Below are 20,580 nucleotides of genomic sequence, written 5' to 3' on the forward strand. Positions count from 1 at the left end.
AATCCAGTGATCATCACTAACCACCATGGGGCTGATGGTTGTGCTGATAGTTGAGTGGATTGATTATGGGTGGTGGGTTGATTAGAAAGGTCACGGCGCTTGCGTACCTTACCGGTGCTACTTGACTGAGAAGGAGAAACAGTAAAGACATAGGTATATGTTGCAGCAATAGGGGTTGCCACAGCAGTTGTCGTGGTGTAGACGGGGGTGGGAGAATTTACCACATAGGCAATTGCCTGTGGTCCTAAACAGGCACGACATGTACCGGATAGATAGTCACCTGTATAGACACCATTTGATCTAAGTCCTGTGGTTTTTGTGGTAGTTCCATATGTAACTGTGTATGTGGTTACAGATTGCGCAGTGTGCGTTACATGTAACACGGCGGGGTTATATGTTGCATTACAGAAAACCTGTTACGGGTTGCACGGTTACGGGTTACACAGGTGTGAGTTACATGTAACGCTGTGGTGGTTCCATATGTAACTGTGTATGTATATGTGCCTGAGGTGGTTGGGGTTCCTGGATATAACACTCTTGAGTGTTTGAATCATAAGTGAACATAACACAGTTAGCACGTAATTGTGTCACGTGTTATGAACACATGTTAAAGCTTAGTGGTGACCAAAAAAGAGTGTGAGGATAGATGTCAGAATGGTTGCTAAGGCACCTATTATTAGTTGTCGTAAGGCTTTGATGATTATGTTTGATCCTGATAAAAGGGCAATTACTGCACCTGTTATTAAAAGACAGAGAGTAAAGAGGGTCAGTGAGGTTGGTAAAGCAAGATGAATGGGAATTGGAATTAGGAATGGCAAGAGAGGGATAAGGGCGCCTGTAGCAAACAGGATAAAACTTGTAATGGCAGCGGTCCATGGGTTGCCAAGGGCCTGGTTATGATCGTTTGGTAGACCTGTAGTATTGGAGTGATGTTGGTTCAGGTTGGATGTGATTGGATCGGGCACGTGAAGGCGGAGATTGTCTGTGTGGCGCACTATTTCAAGGACACGGTTGGCGCGATGCTGAGCTTGGGCAGGAGTCATGCCCCTTGCACGGTATACAAGAGACAGTTCGTTTGCATCTATTGATAGGTTGCTAAGGGCTTTGTAACTTTCAGGGTCAGGTGTGTTGGAGTTTATGAGTTCTTTTTGACTTGTGACAGAGACATATTCACCAGCAGCCATTGATAGACTGCCCGACAAGAGACCGCCAAATCCAGTGAGGAGCAGGAGGGTTATATTGTCTGTAAAAACTGCCATTGTTACTATCAAAGCTGTATTCGAGACGAGGCCATCATTTATACCAAAAACGGCCGCACGGAAGGGCCCGGATATACTTTGTCTGTTTGGGGCAGCAACAGCGCGAATTACCTCTTTGTGTATTGTTTCATCTGCTGCCATATGAACGGCATTTACATCCCTGAAATAGGGTGCCTTTGCTTCGGCTCTTTGCAGAAAGGATAATACAATTACCTTGCTACCGTATTTTGCCATTAGGCGCAGCAAGAAATCCTTTGGTTTTGGGTCCGGCTCGTTGCCGAGCAAGTTACGCCAGTGTTGTGCGTGGCGCTTTTCTGCCTTGGCAAGATCGAGAAAGATCTGCTTTTGTTTAAAACGGGTTGCGAGTATTTCGTATATGCGCGCCTCGGTTATTTCTCTGCGTAGATACCGGCGCCACTTTTTTCTTTCCCTGTCATGGTTATCTTTCATGTTTTAATGTAATATCTCCGTTTCGTAACAGTCTAAGTTTTGCAGATATACCCCGCTGGCACAATAATTTGCAGATGTTGGGTTTGATGCATAACCTGATCCGCCCTTGGTGAGTGCATTGGTGGGGTTAGTACACTTGTGGGGCTGTGTCTGTGACACTGCCATCTGACCCTGATCCATACATACAGCATTAACACTTGGCACAGCAGTAACACCTGGCAGTGAATTTGCCACCTGGGTCAGGCGTGGCACTGATACTTGGCACCCCATAAATCCATAGCGCAGTGTTTCTGCCATCAGATGTGTAGTTCCACAGGGTAATGAGTGAATGTGTTATGTGTTGCTGACTATGTTACGTGTTGCGCTGATGCTGTGTCACTGATCCACGGCACAGTGTTTGTGCCAGCACAGTGTTACTGTCATTTGACAAAGTCGAAGGCACAGCAGTAACACTTGGCAGCATGTGTCATTTGGGTCAGGCGTGTCACTGATACTGTGGCTGTGAATGTCTCTCTGCCACCTGGCAAAGGCACAGGCACTTCCCTGATACTTGACACACCACCCTTGCCAGAGCCTGTGTTAGGTGTATGGGGTTGTTGGGTTATTGGTTACCGGTTACACAGCACATGGGTTGGTGCAGGTAGATATATAGTACGGGTATAAGAAGTAAAGAATGTACGATATGCGGTATATGTCAGGGTAGCCGTGTGATGTGTTGTGCCCTCACCTTTAAATATATGTTTGTGGTGGTTACAGGTGGCACAGCATGGGGTTACATATAACTCTGTGTGTGTTACAGGTCGCGGGTGTGGGGTAACCGGTTGCACACAGGCAGGGGTTACATGTCACTCTGTGGTGAAGTCAGTGTATCTCTGGTGTTGTACCTGTGTTTAGGATAAGGCCTGTGGGTAAGGATTGCTTCTTGCCAGTGGTATAGATAACAGTCATGTGTGGGATGTGTATTACACAGTAATTACTACTGCGATGGCAAAGCCGGTAAGCAGTAACACGGGCTTCAACAGGTGCAGCAAAAGCATAAAAGCTTACTTTATACTCTCCAGGTGTAACACCTGTATCTATACTTCCTGTTATGGTTCCATTGGTTGTATCAAGGGTTACTGGTATCAATACTGATGGTTACGGTGTTACTGTCTGTGGTTAGGGTGGTTGGGCTTATTAGTGTTTGCAACAGATGTAACAGGTGACCGCTTACGGGTGTGGAGTAGCCTGTAACACAACATAGGTAACCACGTAACACAACACACGAGTTACAGGTCGCGCACCACAGCGTTACCAGTAATGCGGGCAGGGGTTACAGGTTGCGCTGTGCCATATAGAGATGCAGATGTACCAAAGAGGGAGCCTACGAGTCCGAGTAGGCTGCCCAAGAAGCCTCCGGATGATTGTCTGGGGGCAGCTCTCTTAGATCTGTGAGAGGTTGTAAGTCTTGCTCAGGTATGCATTAATACTTGGCACACCTACAGGTGTAACATCTGTAGGTGTAGCTATATAACTGGATAAAGGGGCACCTCTTGTCTTGGGTGTACTAGTTATAGTACTCCCCTACTAACCAGACTTGTTACTGCGGAACCTACGATACCGCTTAGGCCACCGGCTATGCCACCTAGTAGGCCGCCCCAGATGCCTCTGGGTGATCGTTGGGGGCAGCTTGTTTTTGTTGATAGTTTTCAGCAAAATTAGACGTGAAAATATTCAACAAAATAAAATATGCAGAAATTATCAATAACAAATCACTTACAATCCGATTCATAAAAGCATGATGATAAAAAAAATAACCAGAGTAAGCGTCCCAGGAAAAATAAACCCAATCTTATTGGTTGGACCAAAGCGACCAGATGGGTATCATGGGCTTTTTACCGTATATCTTGGGATATCGCTTTATGAGCACATAAACATTACGCTTGATGATTCTTACAATAGGTCCCGCGAGATGAAAACCGATGGTGGTAATACCTGGCGCGCCAGCCATAGCAAGCCATTAAATACTGCAAATACTATGGGGGAACCTTTTAGTCATTCTGAATATTCAGTGCATGCGGATCAATCTGAATTCTATCTAAATGAATTGACAGAACATTCTGGTCAGGATAATCCCTGTATGAACACTAGCAGGCTGAATACTAACAGATATGGCCATCCTGTTGTGCATCCATGTCCCAAAATACACTGCATTTGCACACAGTCAAATATCGCTGCTATTGGGTCAGATTGTACGGGGTGTGTGGATATTGCCCAGGCGTGCAAAATGCTGCGAGGTGGACTGGGGTGCACACAAGACCCATGCGTAAAAAACCCTCACACACAATGTTTTACGGACGTGTCAAACCATGCTATGCGTAATGTTTTACCGCTGAATGTATCAAATACAGAGCAATTCCCGATACAAATAGAATACGCAAACGGCCGAAATCCCGTCTTGAATCCAATGGATGATCTCGCGATGCGTGCAGCCCTTTTACTATCTAAGGATATAGATCTTCAAAATACACATATTTTACCCAGTACGCGTATTTCGATTGAGAAGAATATTCCGGTTGCCGCTGGTCTGGCGGGGGGTTCAGCTGACGCTGCAGCGGTCTTGCTTGGGATAAACAGTGCATGGCAAACAAATTATTCTAGATGTGATTTGCTAGGAAAGGCAGGTGCACTCGGTGCAGATGTACCCTTTTTAATCTGGGGTGGGGCTGCCTATGGAAGCGGAACCGGTTCATGTGTGACTTTTTTTGAAACACAAACTCTGTACTGGGTTTTATGCTTTTCAAAGCATCCTCTATCCACTCGCAAGGTATTTCAAGAGCTCGATCGACAGCGCAGTGGTGCCGGATGCAATCATCACCCTGTTTTTTCCAACCCAGCAGAGTGTGCAGAAATGCTAAAAAAGGCAATAAAAAGAGGGCCAGAAGCGCTAGCAGCTCTTTTGCATAATGATCTTACAAGCGCCGCAAAGATGCTTATGCCAGAAATTGCAGAGCGGATCAAAGCAGCAGAAAGATGCCCTGGGATTCTGCGAGCAATCATAAGCGGATCCGGACCGACCCTTGCCCTGTTGGCAGAAGACGCAGAGGCGGCTAATAGGGCATGCAGTATCCTGAAAGACACGGGTGTTATCTGCAAAGCAGTATCATCTCCGGCGTATTCGAGTATATACTGGCAGACGTAATAATCCGCTTTGGTGTAACGGCAGCACAGCAGCCTTTGGAGCTGTTGGTCTAGGTTCGAATCCTAGAGGCGGAGCGCTTCGTGTTTCTCCTTACGTGTTTATCGGTAAAAGTTTAGAAACTGGGTATGCTGGATACTTCTGTGCCCGTACTAACACCTGTATCTATGCTTCCTTGTATGCTTCCTTGTATGGTTCCTTTGGTTGTATGGTGTAGCCAATATACGTAACTGTGCAATTCAACAATAAACAATTCCATAACATACACTGCAGCGCCCATAGGTAGGGTTATGTCGTTACCTGTCTGGATATATGTTGTTGTGGTTCCATTGGTTCTATCAAGGGTTACTGGTATCAATATTGATGGTTACGGTGTGGGTTTTTTGACTGGATGTGGTTAGGGTGGTTGGGCTTATTGTGTAACCGGTTATAAAACCTGTTACAGATAAGCTGACAGGTGTTGTTGTGTATATGGTTATGGTTGTACCAGATAGAGATGGTGCTGTACTGGTAACAAGAAATGTATATGTTGCACTAACACTTGTACTAGTAAGGGTTGTAGCAGAGGAAGTATAGGAAGGTGCAGTTGCAGTAATAGTTACTGTATATGTTCCAGGCACAATACTTGGGGTGATTGTTATATTGCCATTGGTTTTATCAATACCTAGTCCTTTAGGTAGACCTGTGGCATTAGTTCCACCAGATGTAGCATCTGCCATATATAACATTTATGGGTGTAGCTATATAACTGGTTGGAGAACCTCTTGCGTTGGGTGTAATAGTTATAGTACTCTGACCTATAGATACACCTGTGGCTGTGGCAGATAGAGATGGTGATAAACCCAAGAATCCGCCTATGCTACCGAGTATGCCGCCAAAGAAGCTTCCGGATGATTTACCTTATAACCACGTTGGTTTATAGAGTTAGTTTACACGTCGGTTACTGCGGTAGGTAGGACGGTGCCTGCAACAAGACCAAGGAAACCTTGGCTTGTTTGGACTTGAGTGCGGTGCCTTGCTATGCGATGGATTGGGCTGTGGCAGATAGAGATGCAGATCCACCCAGGATGGAGCCTGTGAGTCCCGGCTAGGGTATTGCCTAGGTCACTGAGTGGGTCTCTGGGTGATCGTATTACCAGTCGCGCTGGTATGAGTTACACGTAACACAACAGAGGTGACATGTCACGCAACAGGGGTTACCGGTTCGCGGGTGTGGAGTAACCTGTAACACAATATAGGTAACCAGTAACGCTGGCAGAGGTTACATGTAACTCTGTGGGATTAGTTGTGTCGTATGTTGATCCAGGATGGAGCCTGCGATACTGCTTAGGGCATTGGTAATGCCGCCCAAGAAGCTTCCGGATGATTGTCTGGGGGCAGTGCAACCCTGGCGGCTCATACATTCACAAACACGAATGACCCGCACGTACAGGCGCACACACAGAAGGTGTCCGAACCCCTTATCAGCGGCTAGCTCAAGGGCAAAGATCTGCAGGGGTACTATAGATAAAAGTGGCTCAAAACTGTAACGCGTAAGCGGTATCCTCAAAACGCTATCAGTGACAGTGGAGGTAACAGTGCTAATTGTGGCACTTGGTATGGTTACTGCAGTGTGATATACACTGTGACACAGATATACACAGCGGCGCGGATACCCATAACAGGGGTAAGGTCAGCAAAGGTCTTGTAACACTAGCGGGGGCAGTGTTGTTACTGCGGCAGGTAGGAGGGCGTTTGCAAATGTGACTGGTAAGGGTGATAAGGGTGTCGGCAACAGTAACATCAGGGGATAAGGCTATCAGCGCGTGGTAAAACAGCCGAGTCGCCCTCTGCAGCAATAGCAATGATGGGGATTTTATTTCTCGAATAGGGGCAAGGTTCACTCAACTGTAACGCTTTTGGCCAGATTTCTGGGGCGATCGACATCAAACCCCTTATCAGCGGCTAGCTCAAGGGCAAAGATCTGCAGGGGTACTATAGATAAAAGTGGCTCAAAACTGTAACGCGTAAGCGGTATCCTCAAAACGCTATCAGTGACAGTGGAGGTAACAGTGCTAATTGTGGCACTTGGTATGGTTACTGCAGTGTGATATACACTGTGACACAGATATACACAGCGGCGCGGATACCCATAACAGGGGTAAGGTCAGCAAAGGTCTTGTAACACTAGCGGGGGCAGTGTTGTTACTGCGGCGGGTAGGACGGTGCCTGCAAGACCGGCAAGGGTGACTGGCAGGGTAATAAGGATGGCGGCAACAGTAACATCAGGGGATAAGGCTATCAGCGCGTGGTAAAACAGCCGAGTCGCCCTCTGCAGCAATAGCAATGATGGGGATTTTATTTCTCGAATAGGGGCAAGGTTCACTCAACTGTAACGCTTTTGGCCAGATTTCTGGGGCGATCGACATCAAACCCCTTATCAGCGGCTAGCTCAAGGGCAAAGATCTGCAGGGGTACTATAGATAAAAGTGGCTCAAAACTGTAACGCGTAAGCGGTATCCTCAAAACGCTATCAGTGTGTGGTAAAACAGCCGAGTCGCCCTCTGCGGCAATAGCAATGATCCTAGCACCACGGGATTTTATTTCTCGAATATTCGAAATAACCTTCGCGTGCAAAATTGGCGAACCAACCGGTGATGGAACTATTACAAAAACTGGCTGTCCCGGCTCAATCAAGGCAATCGGGCCGTGTTTCAGCTCACCGGCAGCAAATCCCTCAGCATGTATATACGCGAGCTCTTTTAGCTTCAGTGCTGCTTCTAGTGCAATCGGATAGCCTGCATGTCGACCTAAAAACAGAATTGAGCGAGAATCGCTCATCCAATGCGCAAGCTGACGAACACTTTCATAAATCTCCAGAACCTGTTTCAGTTTTACCGGCAAGCGATTTAACTCGCAAACCGCTTTCTGTCTTGGAAAAATCGACCGAAAGCCACGCAACTGTCCAAGGTATAGTGCCAACAAGTACAAAACAACAATTTGACAGACAAAAGACTTTGTACTCGCAACAGCTACTTCGGGGCCGGCTTTGGTATATATCACAGCATGACTTTCTTTTGGAATAGAACTGTCCATTACATTACAAACAGAAATGGTTTTGACCCCAGCCTGCCGCGCATACCGAACGGCCATCAGGCTGTCCATGGTTTCCCCGGACTGACTTATAAATACAGCTAAAGTTTTTGAATTAAGAACCGGTTCGCGGTATCTAAATTCGTGGCTTAACTCAACAGACACTGGTAAACCTGCCCAGGCTTCGATAGAGTAACTAGCAGTCATTGCCGCGTAGGCGGCCGTTCCGCAGCCCACAAGCACTACCCTATCTATTGCAAGCAGGTCATCCCGGATGTGATCACATTCTGGCAGGATGACTGTGCCATCCTCCGTGCGCCCTTTCAGGGTATTCTCAACAGCTTGTGGTTCTTCAAAGATCTCTTTAAGCATAAAAGATGACCAGCCGGAACTATCAACAGATGCCGGATGCCAGCTTACGGTATGTACTTCATAATCGACAGGGTGCCCAGCAAAATCAGTTATGTAAACAGAATCACCTGATAGAGCGACTATTCGCTCTTGATCAATATTTGCCACACGCTGTGTATATTCTGCAAATGCAGCAATATCACTGGCCAGGAAATTCTCACCCTGACCAAATCCTAATAGCAGCGGTGAATTATTTTTGGCAGCAACAATGGTATTCGGCTGATCTTTGTGAATTGCAACAACTGCAAACGCACCTTCGAGTCGCTGCGTAACTTCTACAAATGCTTGAACCAGATCTTGTGTTTTCTTAAAAGCGTCAGACAGTAAATGCGCAACGACCTCTGTGTCTGTTTCACTTGTGAAGCTTTTTCCCGACGCAAGTAGTTCCCTTTTTAAAACATCGCTGTTTTCTATGATCCCGTTGTGAACTATTGCTAAGCTCTGTTCTGTATCCATATGTGGATGCGCATTTCTATCACTGGGTTCGCCGTGGGTTGCCCATCGCGTATGACCAATTCCTGTAGACCCAACAATGGGTGTTGTGCGCCTTTCAAGGCATGTTTTTAGGACATTAAGCTTTCCGGATTTCTTTACGCTCTCAATATAAGCTTTATCTGTTACAACCGCGATACCTGCAGAATCGTAGCCCCTGTATTCAAGGCGCTCTAAGCCTTTTAACAGAACCTCTGCCGCAGGGCGCGGGCCAGAATAACCAATGATCCCACACATGGAACTTCAGTGTATCATCTTGGTTGTTCAGATTTTTGTAATTTCTTTATTGTAAGCGAACAGAGCTTCACACATAACCAAAAATAGACGAATTTCCGGATTTATTCTGCTAACAGAAGCATTCCACTTACCGAGCTAGATAAATGGAAACCCTAAAAAAAATTTTTCCGTGCGGTTTCACATTAAAACCGCACGGAAAAATCTAAATTCATAATAAAACACCCTAGAACCATAAAGTTAACAAAGTCAAAGCTAGGGCAAACAACCCTGGCAAAAGCGTTCGCCAATTACCAGTGAAATAATTACGAATAATACCTGACAAACTTGAATTATTTGAATTAGATCCCGAACCGGATGATGAAGCTGGCTTTTTAACTAATTTACCATAAAGATAAAACGGCAAGAAATAAACACCTCCAACAGAAACAGCAGACATAAAAGCTCGGAAAAACTTACCACCCCAGCCAGAAAAACTAGGTAAATGGGCAGATATCTTTCTATACAAGGCCTTAATGCCAACTTGCCCATATAGAGATGCTGCTGGATAGGCATAGCTTTTCCAGTCATAACATGCATCTGAATTATGTGCTGCAGAGTAAAAAGCATTGTAGGCATCAACCAGTGTTGTTACTGCGGCAGGTAGGAGGGCGGTGGCAAGACCTGCAAGGATGCCTTGGGTTGTTGTGTGGTGGACTGGGGTGCAAGTGTGAGAGAACCAACTGTATATGGCTTTGAATGGCTTGGTTATATAGTATTTGACCCTTTGGAAGAATTTCATACTACTTAGCACAAGGGTATATACAGCAGTAACAGTTGTACTAGTAAGGGTTGTAGCAGAGGAAGTATAGGAAGGTGCAGTTGCAGTAATAGTTACTGTATATGTTCCAGGCACAATACTTGGGGTGATTGTTATATTGCCATTGGTTTTATCAAGGGTTACTGGTATCAATATTGATGGTTACGGTGTCTGTTTTTTGACTGGATGTGTCTGTTGGGGTGGTTGGGTTTATTGCGTAACTGGTTATAAAACCTGTTACAGATAAGCTGACAGGTGTTGTTGTGTATATGGTTATGGTTGTGCCAGATAGAGATGGTGTAGTACTGGTAACAAGAAGGGTATATGTTGCACTAACAATTGATGTTTTTGATGCAGTGGCAGTTACTACTACTGTATATATACCTTGGCTAACACCTGTATCTATACTTCCTGTTATGGTTCCAGAGGAATTAAGGGTTAGTCCTTTAGGTAGACCTGTAGCATTAGTTCCACCAGATGTAACACCTGTAGGTGTAGCTATATAACCGGATAAAGGGGCACCTTTTGACTTGGGTGTAATAGTTATAGTACTCTGACCTATAGATACACCTGTGGCTTGGTTAGATAGAGATGGTGTAGTACTGGAGCCCAGGATGGAGTTTGAGAGTCCGCCTGCAACTCCGCTTAGGCCATCGATTATGCTGCCAAAGATGCCTCCTGGGTGATCGTATGGTGGCAGCTCTCTTAGATCTGTGAGAGGTTGTTGGGTTGTGTGTATCTATTGCATAGGTGATATGGGTGGTTGTGTCTCTGTTTATGGCTATGGCTGTTATGGGAGATGTTGGTAGGGATGAGAGATGTATCTGTCCGGTGTATCTATCTATGGTTATGTCTTTGTTTGGGTGTGTTAGAGAGAAGGTGTATCTGGAGTTTCTGAGTGATGGTATGTCTGAGAGATATGTGTTATCTATCTGTTTGTGTATGGGAACAGTTATCTTTGGTTTCTCTGTTACATGTATGTCAAAGAAGAAGATGTTACGGGTTGTTAGGAGAGCTATGAGATTGGTTGTTGTCTTTGTTATGGAGATTACTTTCTCATCTCCGTATGGGGTTGCTATGTCTGTATGAGGGAAGGTTAGGAAAGATGATGGATCTGCTTTCTTATCTGTGTAATAGAGAGATATATGTGTGTTGGTTATATATGGGACATATAGGTATGAGGATGTATCTGTGTATGGGACATATATATGTGTCTGTGGTTGGGGTAAGAGAGATGGGGTGCAGGACAGGGTTTGTTTTGTACTGCTTGTAACAGGATCTATTAGGAGAGATACATTTGTGTTAGTTGTTACACATACTTCTTGTGTATTTGTATTACTTACTCTTGTGTATTTGGTATTAGATGAAACAGATGTAGATGAAACAGATGATAGGAGGGATAGAGCAGGAGGTGTCTGTCTGGCAAAGGCTGTTTCATATTGTAGGGATGATAGGAGGAGAAGGGTTAATAGTAAGGTAAAGGCTTTGGTGAGGTAAGAGAGAGGGTTAGGCGATGTTGGCAATCCCCCCCCCCTTCTGTTTTGTTTTCTGTTTTGGGGGGTTTGAAACAGCGCACACATGCATCTAGCTACCACCTTAACCATAATTACACCCCTCGCACTCATAACAACCCACGTCTGTAAGATCTATCAGTGTGTGGCAATTCTAGCATATTTTACTGCTTAGTGTGTGATAAATAATGAATGACACTTTAGCGACAAATTTTGGATGTGACATAAGTTTTGAATAAGAAGCAGGCATTTGCACGCACACGCAGAATATAAAGTCATGATATACGAAAAGATTTATTGAGAATAGAACGAATCTGTTCATATGCAACAGACATATCCGTTGTGTCGACAATGTGTTGTCCGGAATATCGTCTAAACCACTTGATCTGCTTATTCGCGAGCCTAATAGTCTCCTGAAGGGTGCTATCCTTTGCATCCGCGCAGCTGATTTCACCCGCCAAATACATAATTGCCTGCTTGTACCCAATTGCCTTAGCGGCTGTTCTGCCAAGGACGTATTTCTCCTGCAGCAGTCTTACCTCATCAATCAGGCCATTGTCATAGAATGACTCAACGCGTTTTTGAAGACGGATATCCAAAGTTCCTTTATCACAAATAAGATTTATGACAATAAAATTATTTGCTCGATTTTGTAACGGAAGAACGGGGTTGGGGGAACGGCCCGTTATATATGCCACTTCAAGGGCCCTGATAATCCGCCTTCGGTTGCCCCTGGAAACTGTAAATCCGGGATGGAGCTTTAGCAGCCTGTCATGTAGTACGCCAATGCCGCTCTTATCAGCCTCGTCCTCAAGTAACTTTCTGACTCTGCCATCTGTTGGAGGAAATTGCAAATTGTGGACTACAGATGAGACATATAAACCCGACCCTCCAACAAGAAACGGAATACTATTGAGGGCGTGAATGTGCTTAATGCAAGTCTGGGCAGAGAGCTTATAGCGGGCCACACTGGCTTCACTACTTGGGTCAATCACGTCTATCTGATGGTGTGGTATGCCTTGTCGGGCGCTGTGAGACAATTTTGCGGTCCCAATATCCATATCACGGTAAAGCTGCATTGAGTCAGCATTCACTATGTGCCCGTTGAAGTCACGGGCTGCATCAAGTGATAACAAACTCTTTCCCGTACCGGTTGCGCCTACAAAAGCTACAGCTAACACTTATGAAATAGAAAACCAGGAAACAAATCCATATAGCGCTGGTAATACCGAATTCACGGTATCGAATAATCTATGTTATCGAATTCTTGGCATACCCAACGACACAAGCTGCGCTGATCGCGTGTCGTTCTTCTGAATCCAGACATCGCCCGCTGGTGTTCTGCGTACCGTAAGCGCATTATCCCCGATCAGGTGGTACGGCGCGGCGTAAATAATTTTTACGGTTGCAAAATCGCCCGGGCGCAGTTGGTGTAGGCACGAAAAGTGGACGAGCCTACCACAGGGTGTTCTACCTGTATACCGATTATCCAGCATAGAATCTTTCCTGCCACCAACAGTAACAAGAAGCTCCACCTCCTTTCCAATCAGCTTCCGATTCTCCTCAAGGGCTATTCTATTTTGCAAGTCCAGTAAACGTTCATACCGTTCTTGGACAATATCACCTGGTATTTGGTTAGGCATAGATGCAGCAGGGGTTCCTGGGCGAGGAGAGTACTGAAAGGTAAACGCCGATGCGAAGCGTACCTCGGCTACAAGGTTGAGGGTGTCCTGAAAATCCTCTTCTGTTTCGCCCGGGAAGCCAACAATGATATCTGTTGTAATTGCGATATTGGGTATCTTGTTGCGGGCCTCAGAGATTATTTTCAAGAACTTGCCTGCTCTATACGAACGGCGCATCGCGCGTAAAATGCGATCCGAACCGGATTGAAGAGGCATATGCAATTGCGGCAGAACAGCCTGGGTATCGTGCATCGCATCTATAACGTCACTCGTAAAAGCAGCTGGATGCGGGCTTGTAAACTTGAGTCGCTCAAGACCCTCTATAGCTCCAGCTTTCCTGAGAAGGGATGCAAAAGCGCTCCTATCACCAAATTCAACTCCATATGTATTGACATTCTGTCCAAGCAGGGTAACCTCGAGAACACCTTCAGAGACTAGAGCACTTATTTCCGCTAGGATGTCACCCGGGCGCCTGTCGCGCTCTTTGCCGCGCAAGCTTGGAACAATACAAAAAGTGCACGTGTTGTTGCATCCAACCGAGATAGACACCCATGCTGAATAATTGGATTCACGTCTTACCGGTAAAGAGGATGGGAAAGTCTCAAGAAAATCCTTTATTTCTATTTCTGCAGTTTTATTGTGTCGCGACCTGCGCAACAGGGCAGGAAGAGAGCCCAAATTGTGGGTTCCGAATACAACATCAACCCACGGGGCTTTTTCAAAAATCTTATGCCGATCTTTCTGGGCCAAACACCCACCAACTGCTATCTGCCTGATCCGACCGTTATTCTTTTTTTGAAGAAGCTGCCCCAAATTGCCATAAAATCTGTTATCAGCATTCTCTCTGACCGCACAGGTATTAAGAACAACAACATCCGCATCGTCACTACCGGATTTTACATAACCCTCATCCTCCAGGACCCCAGCAATACGCTCTGAGTCATGGACGTTCATTTGACATCCATACGTTCTAACGGTATAGGTCAACGGTTTTGGGATAACTAACCCTTTCTCTTAACACTTTTTCCATTACCCGCGGGCTTTTGATTATGTGTAGCATCACTTATCTTAGACGAAACAGTATCAGTCGATACGTCACGATTTACAGATAAGTTTAAAGGGCCCTGGCCAGCCGGTGTATCGCCACCAGTAGAGTCGCGTGAATTGTTTACAGCACCGGAGGCAGTACCTTTGCCGGCGGACGGGCTACCGGATGTTGTGTGTACGGCGCCAGTTCCACTCACTTTACGGGAATTTGTGTCAGGACTAGTGCGCACAGCGGCATCATGATCTGGCAAATCACCGAACTCGTTCGACCTGAAACCTAAAAGGCTGATTATTTTATTCTCGATCTCATCCGCGACGCTCTTATTCTCTAAGAGAAACCGACGAGCATTCTCCTTACCCTGCCCCAACTGATCATCGCCATAGACGTACCACGATCCTGATTTTTTAATGATTCCCCTATCAACTGCAAAATCGATCAAGCCGCTTTCTCGGGAAATACCAACCCCGTACAGAACGTCGAACTCGGCCTGTTTGAAGGGCGGTGCAACTTTGTTTTTCACCACCTTAACGCGCGTACGGTTTCCAACAGCCTCTGTGCCCTGCTTGATGGTTTCGACTCGACGAATATCAAGCCTAACTGAAGCATAAAACTTTAGAGCACGGCCGCCGGGAGTTGTTTCTGGACTGCCAAAAAAAACACCAACCTTTTCACGAAGTTGATTGATAAATATAGCGGTCGTTCCGGTCTGATTCAGCCCGGATGTTATCTTTCTCAGAGCCTGAGACATGAGCCGTGCCTGGAGGCCAACATGCATATCCCCCATATCACCCTCAAGTTCAGCTCGCGGGACAAGCGCAGCAACGGAATCTATGACAATCAGGTCAATTGCTGTTGAGCGAATTAACATATCCGATATCTCCAATGCCTGCTCGCCGCTATCAGGTTGGCTGACAAGAAGCGCATCAATATCAACCCCAAGTTTTTTTGCATACTCCGGATCAAGTGCATGCTCGGCATCTATGAACGCAGCAATGCCACCAGCGCGCTGGACACTTGCTATTGCGTGTAGAGTCAAAGTGGTTTTACCGCTTGATTCAGGACCGTATATCTCAACAATCCGGCCGCGAGGCAGACCTCCAACCCCAAGTGCATAATCAAGTGCAATGGAACCAGTTGGTATAACGTCTATATACGCTTTCTGGGCATCGTTCATGCGCATAACAGCGCCTTTGCCATATTGGCGATCTATATTTGCTAAAGCAAGCTCTAGCGCGCGCGTGCGATTTATCTGATCGTTAGATGACACCGTTATTCCAAACCTCCCGTTTCCGTACACAAGAAAAATACATGAATACCGGGTAAAAAACTAGCAAAAACACCATCTTGTGCATAAGTTAACGTCCACAAGGATAACAAAACCTCACACCCGGGCGATACGTTGAGGTGAATAATCATAAAAGAGTATTTCACAGAAGGGATTACAATTTTCAGGCATCAAGCTTAGTGTTTGAGCCTACAAGCTGCAACACAATACACAATACCCGTACAGGCAGTTATAAAAACTGCAGCAAAAATAAGTCCGGTCCTCACAAAAGAAAGCCCCGTGGAAATGGGCGGAAAAAAAATCACCGAATCGCCTAATCCACCAACATAATCGCTGAGTGACGGGTTTGAAGAATACATCTGATCCGGTGCTGCAAAAATCGGCAAGAGGGCAACGGAAAAAGCAAGTGTCTGCACTACTGTCTTAGCCTTGCCCCACGTGTTTGCAGAAATTACTTTCCTCTTTGCGACAATCAGACGAAAAATGGTTACTGATACTTCCCGCAAGAAAATAACTACAAATACCCACCACGGTATCTCACCAAGAATGCAAAGCGGGAGAACAACTGAAGCAACAAGAATCTTGTCAGCAATTGGGTCTAGCAAAGCACCAAATTTGCTGACAGAATTGTATTTACGTGCAATAAATCCATCAAGCCCGTCCGTTAGCATCCCAATAAGGAAGAGGCAAAGTGTGAGCCAGCGAAAATCCTTATCAAGACATAGAAAAAAAAGCGGAAAAGCAAAAGCAATTCTTGTACAGGTTATAACGTTTGGCAGCACATGTTGCAGTGTATCAAAATGCGATTTTTCATGTTCGCGACTGAATGTGTTGCTTTTTGCGGTAGGTGGTCAATAATCAAAAGCCACAACACCGGCAAGAAAGCATTGGCAAGGAAGGCCATTCAGGGCAGGTGCAGAAGGTGGTTGTGTAGGCTGGTTTGCCTGAGTAGGTTTGGCAGGAGCGTGGGTTGCCTCAGTAGGCTTACCAGGTTTACCAGGAGCAAGCTTGGTTGCCTGAGTATTTGCAACAGTGGATGAAGGCTTAGCTGCGGCGGGTTTAGCAGGTGCGGGTGGTGCAGGGGCCGCAGTAGGTGCAGGTGGTTTTGCTGATGGAGCAGCAGGCCTGGCAGGAGCAGGCTTAGAAGGTGCTGCAGGCTTGGCTGCAGCGGGTTTGGGTGCCGATGGTGCAGCAGCCTCAGTAGGTGCAGGGGCCGCAGGCTTGGCAGGAGCGTAATAAGTCCACAGGTCAAGTTGTAACTCAGCGCATTCAGTAAAACAGGAAATGCAAACAGGAAATGCCTTGCACTCTAATCGAGTTTAGAGTCACTTACAGAAGCTGATATTCTCGCCAATGTCGAATCAAGATCCTGAGGGGTAACCAAAACTTCCCGGGCCTTCGAGCCCTGACCCGGACCAACGATTCCCATACTCTCCATAAGGTCCATTAGCCTGCCAGCCTTAGCAAATCCGACTCGAAGCTTTCTTTGCAACATTGATGTTGACCCGAGCTGTGAGTTTATAACCAGCTCTGTAGCCTTCAATAACAAAGGCATATCATCACCTATATGCGAGTCTATATTGCCCTGATTCTGCACCTCAAGCACATAATAGTCGGGGTGAGCCTGCGATTTTACGTATTCAACTACCCTTAAAATCTCATTTTCCGTTACCCAGGATGACTGGATTCTAATAGGCTTACCGGCGCTAATTGGTAAAAATAAGCCATCACCCTGACCAACCAGTTTTTCAGCACCCGGACGGTCGAGTATAACTCGCGAATCCACCAAACTTGATACGGCAAATGCTAAGCGACTCGGGACATTTGCCTTTATAAGGCCTGTTACAACATTTACACTTGGTCTCTGTGTTGCCAAAACAATATGAATTCCACTGGCACGCGCAAGCTGGGTAATACGTACTATCGATTCTTCGACATCCTTTGCGGCAACCAGCATAAGGTCGGCCAGCTCATCAACTATTACCAGAAGATACGGATAAGGCGTTAGCTCTCTCGAGTCGGATGCAATCTTTTTGGCACGCACTGCAAGATTAAAGTCATCTATATGCCTAAAACCGAAACTTGCCAGGTCATCGTATCGCCTTTCCATTTCCTTTACAACCCATTGCAAAACCTCAGACGCCTTTTTCGGGTCTGTGACAATCGGAGTTATAAGATGCGGAACACCAGAATAAATCGCAAGCTCGACGCGTTTTGGATCAATTAATACCAAACGCACTTGACTTGGATGGGCCCGAAGCAGAATGCTCGTGATCATGGAGTTAACAAAACTAGATTTCCCAGAACCGGTCGCACCGGCAACAAGTAGGTGTGGCATAGTGGTGAGGTTGGTTAGAACAAAACCTCCGCTTGAATCTTTTCCAAGCCCAACCGTCATTGGATGTGCATCTGGATGAATAGACTGCAAAACAGAACCCAGGGCAACAAGTTCTCTCTTTTTATTAGGTATTTCAATGCCAATTGCACTTTTTCCTGGAATAGGGGAAAGAATACTTACCTTGTCTGATGCAACAGCATAGGATATGTTTTTTGTAAGGGCAATAATCCGTTCAACTTTTACACCTTCACCGAGTTCTAATTCGTACTGCGTAACTGTCGGGCCCCTCGAAAACCCCGAGAATCGCGCGTTGACGCTAAATTGCCTAAGAACGCCGGATAGTGCCGTAATCACCTTCTCATTTTCTGCATCATCATGCTTGGCCGGAGGATAGGAATTGAGGATATCCAAACTCGGAAGCGCATAATCTGAAGATTCACCATGATATTCAGATACGGGTGAGCCGGTCAATGAGGTTCCGCTCAACACGGTTACTGTTTCATCATGCCTATTGTCGCCTGCGGTATCAGGCATATCCCTGCCAGTTAATTCTTGGTGCTCACTCGATGAACTGACTGAGCTATTTGGGGAAGTTTTTACACTGTCGGAATTGAAAAGCCATTTTGCATATCTAAAAATAACTCGCACTATCTTTGATATTGGTGTTTTGCTAATAACAGACACTGAGAGAACAATAAATATAATGCAGACAGTCTTAGCTAGGTAGCTAGGCAATGTAGTAAGTGGTAAACCTACAAGCCACCCAATAATCCCACCCGCGGTAGATAAAATCCGGATTCCAGAAGATGGATAAGGAAATCCAGCAGAAAAATGTAAAAATGCTGCCGAAAAGCTTGAAAACATAAATAGACCAATAGATACACGGATATTGTCATGCGTTTTTTGCGGATTACGAAAAAGCCAAATTGAAAACCCGATTAGCAAAATCGGAAGAACGATTGAAAAGCCGCCAAAAAATGCAGCAACGGTATATTCAGAAACAATGCCAGAAAGCCAGTTACCATACAAAAACCACTGAAAGACAGCACCGACTAAGCCGAATAAAAACAGGGCAAAGGGCAACTGATCCCTTCGATCCCTACGGGCAAGTGATTTCTTTGAAAACACTCTGGCACAAGACCCTGCTGCCCCGGCAAGGCCGCGCCATACTTTCAGATACGACTTCTTTGCACTCAAACAGTAACAACCAGAGGAACGATAACCGGATGCCTTCGTATCTTACGGCCAGCCCATGAACCAACAACACGCCTAACAATCCGTGTGAGATCATGTTCATCCAAAACCCCAGATCCGATTGCGTGTTTCAATTCACTAACTACCTCATTTACAACATCCTCAAATACCTCATACCCCTCGGCAAAACCCCTCGTATAAATATGCGGAGTTGAGACAATTTCCCCCGAATCTTTGTTAACGACAACCGTAATCGAAATAAACCCATCCTCAGACAGGGCCAATCTGTCCTTAAGTTCCCGATCGGTTACAATATTGTTCCCATCAACATAAACAAGCTCGATGTCAACCTGATCAACAACCCGAGCACCCGAGTCATCCAGCTGAACAACAGTTCCATTACTTGCCAAAATAACAGAATCAGAAGACATGCCGCTTTTTTCAGCAACCCGTTTATTAGCAACCAAATGCCGGCGCTCACCGTGGATTGGCATCGCAAATTTTGGCTTTAGGATGTTATAGCAGTACAGCAGTTCACCCGATGCACAGTGCCCAGAAACATGAACAAATGCGTTACCCTTGTGTGAAACCTCAGCACCAAGGTCGTAGAGCTTGTCCATCAGTTTATAAACAGATGACTCATTACCCGGAATTAAACTAGATGCAAATATAACCCTATCCCCAGGACCGGGAACAATTTGGAAAGTCCCGTCAGCCATACGACTTAGAACGGCAAGAGGTTCGCCCTGGGAGCCCGTGCAGACATACACCACACGATCGTACGGTAAAGTCTCGGCGATAGCAGCATCTATCAAAACACCATCCGGAACCTGCAAAAAGCCCAATTGTGCCGCGATTGACATATTGCGGATCATGGAACGACCTAGCAATGCCACCTGCCTGTTATTGGCAGCGGCGGCATTAAGCACCTGCTGCACCCTGGCGACATGACTTGAAAAGCAGGCAACTATCGCGCGACCCTCTGTTTTTGCAATAAGAGAATCCAGAACCGGACCAATATCCCGCTCATAGGGAATATACCCAGCAATATCTGCGTTGGTCGAGTCGCACATGAATAAATCGACACCTTCGGCGCCAAAGCGAGCAAACGAAGGCAGATCGGTCAATCTGCTATCAAGAGGCCACTGATCAAGTTTAAAGTCCCCAGTATGAAAAATATTCCCCGCAGAAGTGCGAATAAAAACAGCCATTGCATCCGGAATCGAGTGATTCACAGACACAAACTCAAGGTCAAAGTCACCAACCTTCAAGCGGTCTAATGGGGCCACACGGCGCAAGTTCGGAGAAAGTCTCTGCTCCTTGCACTTCTCTTCAACAAAAGCCAAAGTAAGAGGTGAGCCGATTAGCGGGATATCGCTTCTGAGGCGCAACAGGTACGGAACTGCGCCGATATGATCCTCATGCCCATGAGTCAAAACCAGAGCCTCTACCTTATCGAGCCTATCGCGTATTGGCGCAAAGTCTGGGAGAATAAGATCAACACCCGGTTGTTGGAGATCTGGGAAAAGAACACCACAGTCAACCAGCAAAATACGACCGTCTAATTCAAAAACAGTCATATTACGACCGACTTCACCTAGTCCACCAAGGGGCATTAACCGCAAAA

At 46.0% G+C, this 20,580-nt stretch carries 19 protein-coding genes and 1 tRNA gene; 3 read left to right on the plus strand and 17 right to left on the minus strand.

Annotated elements, in window-relative coordinates:
• Positions 1 to 614: 614 nt before the first annotated feature.
• Together TWT_RS03395 and TWT_RS03410 are read right to left on the minus strand one after the other, a co-directional pair.
• A complete protein-coding gene (locus TWT_RS03395; protein WP_011102674.1) occupies positions 615 to 1,709 on the minus strand; it encodes a VIT1/CCC1 transporter family protein in 1,095 nt (364 codons plus the stop codon).
• Positions 1,710 to 2,570: 861 nt separating this feature from the next.
• Positions 2,571 to 2,837, minus strand: a complete 267-nt coding sequence (locus TWT_RS03410) for a putative Ig domain-containing protein (protein ID WP_044143935.1) — start codon at positions 2,835 to 2,837, stop codon at positions 2,571 to 2,573.
• A gap of 649 nt (positions 2,838 to 3,486) precedes the next feature.
• On the opposite strand from TWT_RS03410, the gene TWT_RS03415 reads away from it, so the two are divergent.
• Entirely contained in the window at positions 3,487 to 4,890 is a 1,404-nt protein-coding gene (locus TWT_RS03415) for a 4-(cytidine 5'-diphospho)-2-C-methyl-D-erythritol kinase (RefSeq protein WP_011102676.1), read from the plus strand.
• A 3-nt stretch (positions 4,891 to 4,893) separates the two neighbouring features.
• Positions 4,894 to 4,964, plus strand: a tRNA-Gln gene (locus TWT_RS03420).
• A gap of 38 nt (positions 4,965 to 5,002) precedes the next feature.
• On the opposite strand, the gene TWT_RS05005 is transcribed toward TWT_RS03420, so the two are convergent.
• From TWT_RS05005 to pgsA, 13 genes are all read right to left on the minus strand, one after another.
• Entirely contained in the window at positions 5,003 to 5,245 is a 243-nt protein-coding gene (locus TWT_RS05005; RefSeq protein WP_166806558.1) for a hypothetical protein, read from the minus strand.
• Positions 5,226 to 5,606 carry a putative Ig domain-containing protein gene (locus tag TWT_RS03425; protein ID WP_166806559.1) on the minus strand — a complete coding sequence of 127 codons (381 nt, stop codon included), beginning with the start codon at positions 5,604 to 5,606 and terminating at the stop codon, positions 5,226 to 5,228. The genes TWT_RS05005 and TWT_RS03425 overlap by 20 nt, the downstream gene beginning before the upstream one ends.
• 542 nt (positions 5,607 to 6,148) lie before the next feature.
• Positions 6,149 to 6,436, minus strand: a complete 288-nt coding sequence (locus TWT_RS05010) for a hypothetical protein (protein WP_166806560.1) — start codon at positions 6,434 to 6,436, stop codon at positions 6,149 to 6,151.
• Between the two features lie 330 nt (positions 6,437 to 6,766).
• On the minus strand, positions 6,767 to 6,910 hold the full coding sequence (locus TWT_RS04910) for a hypothetical protein (protein ID WP_155105148.1): 144 nt from the start codon (positions 6,908 to 6,910) through the stop codon (positions 6,767 to 6,769).
• Positions 6,911 to 7,033: 123 nt separating this feature from the next.
• On the minus strand, positions 7,034 to 7,252 hold the full coding sequence (locus tag TWT_RS05105; protein WP_044143937.1) for a hypothetical protein: 219 nt from the start codon (positions 7,250 to 7,252) through the stop codon (positions 7,034 to 7,036).
• Positions 7,249 to 9,099, minus strand: a complete 1,851-nt coding sequence (gene glmS / locus TWT_RS03435) for a glutamine--fructose-6-phosphate transaminase (isomerizing) (protein ID WP_011102677.1) — start codon at positions 9,097 to 9,099, stop codon at positions 7,249 to 7,251. The genes TWT_RS05105 and glmS overlap by 4 nt, the downstream gene beginning before the upstream one ends.
• A 223-nt stretch (positions 9,100 to 9,322) precedes the next feature.
• Positions 9,323 to 10,048 (minus strand): putative Ig domain-containing protein, encoded by a 726-nt coding sequence (locus TWT_RS05205; protein ID WP_044143938.1) that lies wholly within the window; start codon positions 10,046 to 10,048, stop codon positions 9,323 to 9,325.
• Entirely contained in the window at positions 10,029 to 10,595 is a 567-nt protein-coding gene (locus tag TWT_RS05210; RefSeq protein ID WP_411353942.1) for a putative Ig domain-containing protein, read from the minus strand. The genes TWT_RS05205 and TWT_RS05210 overlap by 20 nt, the downstream gene beginning before the upstream one ends.
• The gene (locus tag TWT_RS05215; protein ID WP_237696837.1) at positions 10,477 to 11,418 is read right to left on the minus strand and encodes a WND domain-containing WiSP protein; all 942 of its coding nucleotides are present in this window, start codon (positions 11,416 to 11,418) and stop codon (positions 10,477 to 10,479) included. The genes TWT_RS05210 and TWT_RS05215 overlap by 119 nt, the downstream gene beginning before the upstream one ends.
• A 263-nt stretch (positions 11,419 to 11,681) precedes the next feature.
• On the minus strand, positions 11,682 to 12,587 hold the full coding sequence (gene miaA, locus TWT_RS03460) for a tRNA (adenosine(37)-N6)-dimethylallyltransferase MiaA (RefSeq protein ID WP_011102680.1): 906 nt from the start codon (positions 12,585 to 12,587) through the stop codon (positions 11,682 to 11,684).
• Between the two features lie 75 nt (positions 12,588 to 12,662).
• Entirely contained in the window at positions 12,663 to 14,075 is a 1,413-nt protein-coding gene (gene miaB, locus TWT_RS03465; protein ID WP_011102681.1) for a tRNA (N6-isopentenyl adenosine(37)-C2)-methylthiotransferase MiaB, read from the minus strand.
• Between the two features lie 14 nt (positions 14,076 to 14,089).
• Positions 14,090 to 15,403, minus strand: coding sequence for a recombinase RecA (recA, locus tag TWT_RS03470; RefSeq protein ID WP_011096570.1), 1,314 nt, complete (start codon positions 15,401 to 15,403; stop codon positions 14,090 to 14,092).
• 194 nt (positions 15,404 to 15,597) lie between these two features.
• Positions 15,598 to 16,203, minus strand: a complete 606-nt coding sequence (gene pgsA / locus TWT_RS03475; protein WP_011096571.1) for a CDP-diacylglycerol--glycerol-3-phosphate 3-phosphatidyltransferase — start codon at positions 16,201 to 16,203, stop codon at positions 15,598 to 15,600.
• Between the two features lie 250 nt (positions 16,204 to 16,453).
• Between pgsA and TWT_RS04915 the strand changes: the two genes are divergently transcribed.
• A complete protein-coding gene (locus TWT_RS04915) occupies positions 16,454 to 16,657 on the plus strand; it encodes a hypothetical protein (protein ID WP_033800008.1) in 204 nt (67 codons plus the stop codon).
• 73 nt (positions 16,658 to 16,730) lie between these two features.
• On the opposite strand, the gene TWT_RS03485 is transcribed toward TWT_RS04915, so the two are convergent.
• Together TWT_RS03485 and TWT_RS03490 are read right to left on the minus strand one after the other, a co-directional pair.
• Positions 16,731 to 18,956, minus strand: a complete 2,226-nt coding sequence (locus TWT_RS03485) for a DNA translocase FtsK (protein ID WP_011102683.1) — start codon at positions 18,954 to 18,956, stop codon at positions 16,731 to 16,733.
• Positions 18,953 to 20,569: a ribonuclease J gene (locus tag TWT_RS03490; protein WP_042491238.1), complete on the minus strand. Its 1,617-nt coding sequence runs from the start codon at positions 20,567 to 20,569 to the stop codon at positions 18,953 to 18,955. Before TWT_RS03490 ends, TWT_RS03485 begins: the two co-directional genes overlap by 4 nt.
• Between the last annotated feature and the right edge of the window lie 11 nt (positions 20,570 to 20,580).

Origin of the sequence: Tropheryma whipplei str. Twist, from assembly GCF_000007485.1 — a bacterium.
Lineage (GTDB): Bacteria > Actinomycetota > Actinomycetes > Actinomycetales > Microbacteriaceae > Tropheryma > Tropheryma whipplei.

Excerpts from the sequence above, each read along its gene's own strand:
- TWT_RS03395 (WP_011102674.1), bottom strand. The coding sequence starts at position 1,709 with ATGAAAGATAACCATGACAGGGAAAGAAAAAAGTGGCGCCGGTATCTA.
- TWT_RS03415 (WP_011102676.1), top strand. The coding sequence starts at position 3,487 with ATGATGATAAAAAAAATAACCAGAGTAAGCGTCCCAGGAAAAATAAAC.
- TWT_RS03425 (WP_166806559.1), bottom strand. The coding sequence starts at position 5,606 with ATGGCAGATGCTACATCTGGTGGAACTAATGCCACAGGTCTACCTAAA.
- glmS (WP_011102677.1), bottom strand. The coding sequence starts at position 9,099 with ATGTGTGGGATCATTGGTTATTCTGGCCCGCGCCCTGCGGCAGAGGTT.
- TWT_RS03490 (WP_042491238.1), bottom strand. The coding sequence starts at position 20,569 with ATGCCCCTTGGTGGACTAGGTGAAGTCGGTCGTAATATGACTGTTTTT.